This window comes from Falsiroseomonas oryzae (assembly GCF_027856955.1).
Classification (GTDB): domain Bacteria; phylum Pseudomonadota; class Alphaproteobacteria; order Acetobacterales; family Acetobacteraceae; genus Falsiroseomonas; species Falsiroseomonas oryzae.
The window spans coordinates 1-1,805 of record NZ_JAPSMD010000710.1 but is presented as its reverse complement, the minus strand read 5'-3'; the positions used below and the strand labels follow the sequence as shown (position 1 = coordinate 1,805).

The window sequence follows — 1,805 nt, the reverse complement described above, 5'->3', positions numbered from 1 at the left end:
CGCCGTCGCGGCGACCCCGGCCGCCACGCCGGCCGCGCGGCCATCGCCGCTGGCGCGGCTGCTGCCGAGGCTGCGCCACGGCGCCGAGGTGGTGGTGCCGCCGCTGCTGCTGGTCGGCATGCTGCTGCTGGTCTGGGAATGGGCCTCCTCCGGCCCGGCGGCATCCCTGCCGCCGCCGTCGGTCGTGTGGTCCACCTCCTACGACCTCATCGTCGATCCGTTCTACGACCGCGGCGGGCTGGACAAGGGCCTCGGCCTGCACCTCGCCGCCAGCCTGCAGCGCGTGGCACTGGGCTTCGCGCTGTCGGCCGTGATCGGAATCGCGCTCGGCATGCTCGTCGGCTCCTCGCGCATCGCGATGCGCGCGCTCGATCCGCTGTTCCAGGTGCTGCGCACGGTGCCGCCGCTGGCCTGGCTGCCGCTCTCCCTGGCCGCCTTCCGGGAAGCCCAGCCTTCCGCGATCTTCGTGATCTTCATCACCGCGGTCTGGCCCATCATCATCAACACCGCGGTCGGCGTGCGCAACGTGCCGGCCGACTACCGCAACGTCGCGCGCGTCATCCGCCTCTCGCCTCTCGACTGGTTCCTGCGCATCGTGGTGCCGGCGGCCGCGCCCTACATCTTCACCGGGCTGCGCATCGGCGTCGGCCTGTCCTGGCTCGCGATCATCGCCGCCGAGATGCTGATCGGCGGCGTCGGCATCGGCTTCTTCGTCTGGGATGCGTGGAACAGCTCCAACCTCTCCGACATCGTCGTGGCTCTGGTCTATATCGGCCTGGTCGGCTTCGTGCTCGACCGCCTCATGGCCTTCCTCGGCCGCGCCGTCACGCGCGGCACCACGGAACAGTGAGGACCCCGGCCATGGAGCGCACCTTCCTCGACATCTCGCGCGTCAGCGTCAGCTTCGGCGCCGGCGCGCTTCCCGTGCTGAACGGGATCGACCTCAAGATCCGCCAGGGCGAGTATGTCGCCGTCATCGGCCATTCGGGCTGCGGCAAGTCCACGCTGCTGAACGTGGTCGCCGGGCTGCTTCCCGCCACGCTGGGCGGCGTGGTGCTGGAAGGGTCGGAGGTGACCGATCCCGGCCCGGACCGCGCCGTGGTGTTCCAGAACCACAGCCTGCTGCCCTGGCTGACCGTCTACGAGAACGTTCGCCTGGCGGTGGACCGCACCGCCGGCCGCGGCATGTCGCGCGCCGAGCGCGATGCCTGGACGCGGGAGAACCTGGCGCTGGTGCGAATGGACGGCCATGCGCAGAAGCGCCCGGCCGAGATCTCCGGCGGCATGAAGCAGCGCGTCGGCATCGCCCGCGCGCTGGCGATGCGCCCCAAGGTGCTGCTGCTGGACGAGCCCTTCGGCGCGCTGGACGCGCTGACGCGCGCCCACCTGCAGGACCAGGTGATGGACATCCACGCCCGGCTCGGCACCACGGTGATGATGATCACGCATGACGTGGACGAGGCGGTGCTGCTGTCCGACCGGATCGTGATGCTGACCAACGGGCCGAACGCGACCATCGGCGAGGTGCTGGAGGTGGACCTGCCGCGGCCGCGCGACCGTCTCGCCCTCGCCTCGGAGCCGAAGTTCCTGGCCGCGCGTGAGGCGGTGCTGCGCTTCCTGCACGAACGCCACGCGTTGCCCAGCGCGGCGTGACCATGCGCGTCCTGGTGATCGGCGCCGGGCCGGCGGGGATGCGCTGCGCGGAACGCGCCGCCACCCGCGCGGCGGTGACGCTGGCCGGCGCGGAGCCGGCGCTGCCCTACGACCGCGTCGCGCTCGGCCGGCTGCTCTCCGGCGAGGCGGAG

Annotated in this window: 3 protein-coding genes; all 3 read left to right on the top strand. The window is 72.1% G+C overall.

All coding sequences use genetic code 11. From position 1 onward, the window contains the following. Nucleotides 1-850, top strand: an 850-nt coding sequence (gene ntrB / locus OZN99_RS30890; protein WP_270939031.1) for a nitrate ABC transporter permease, incomplete at its 5' end; no start/stop codon positions are given. An 11-nt stretch (nt 851-861) separates the two neighbouring features. After that, nucleotides 862-1,653, top strand: a complete 792-nt coding sequence (locus OZN99_RS30885) for an ABC transporter ATP-binding protein (protein WP_270939030.1) — start codon at nt 862-864, stop codon at nt 1,651-1,653. A gap of 2 nt (nt 1,654-1,655) precedes the next feature. Next, on the top strand, nt 1,656-1,805 hold a 150-nt coding region (locus OZN99_RS33610; protein WP_408611989.1), incomplete at its 3' end, for an FAD-dependent oxidoreductase.

Bases quoted from the DNA above. Each gene is read 5' to 3' on its own strand.
- OZN99_RS30885 (WP_270939030.1), top strand. From the start codon at position 862: ATGGAGCGCACCTTCCTCGACATCTCGCGCGTCAGCGTCAGCTTCGGC.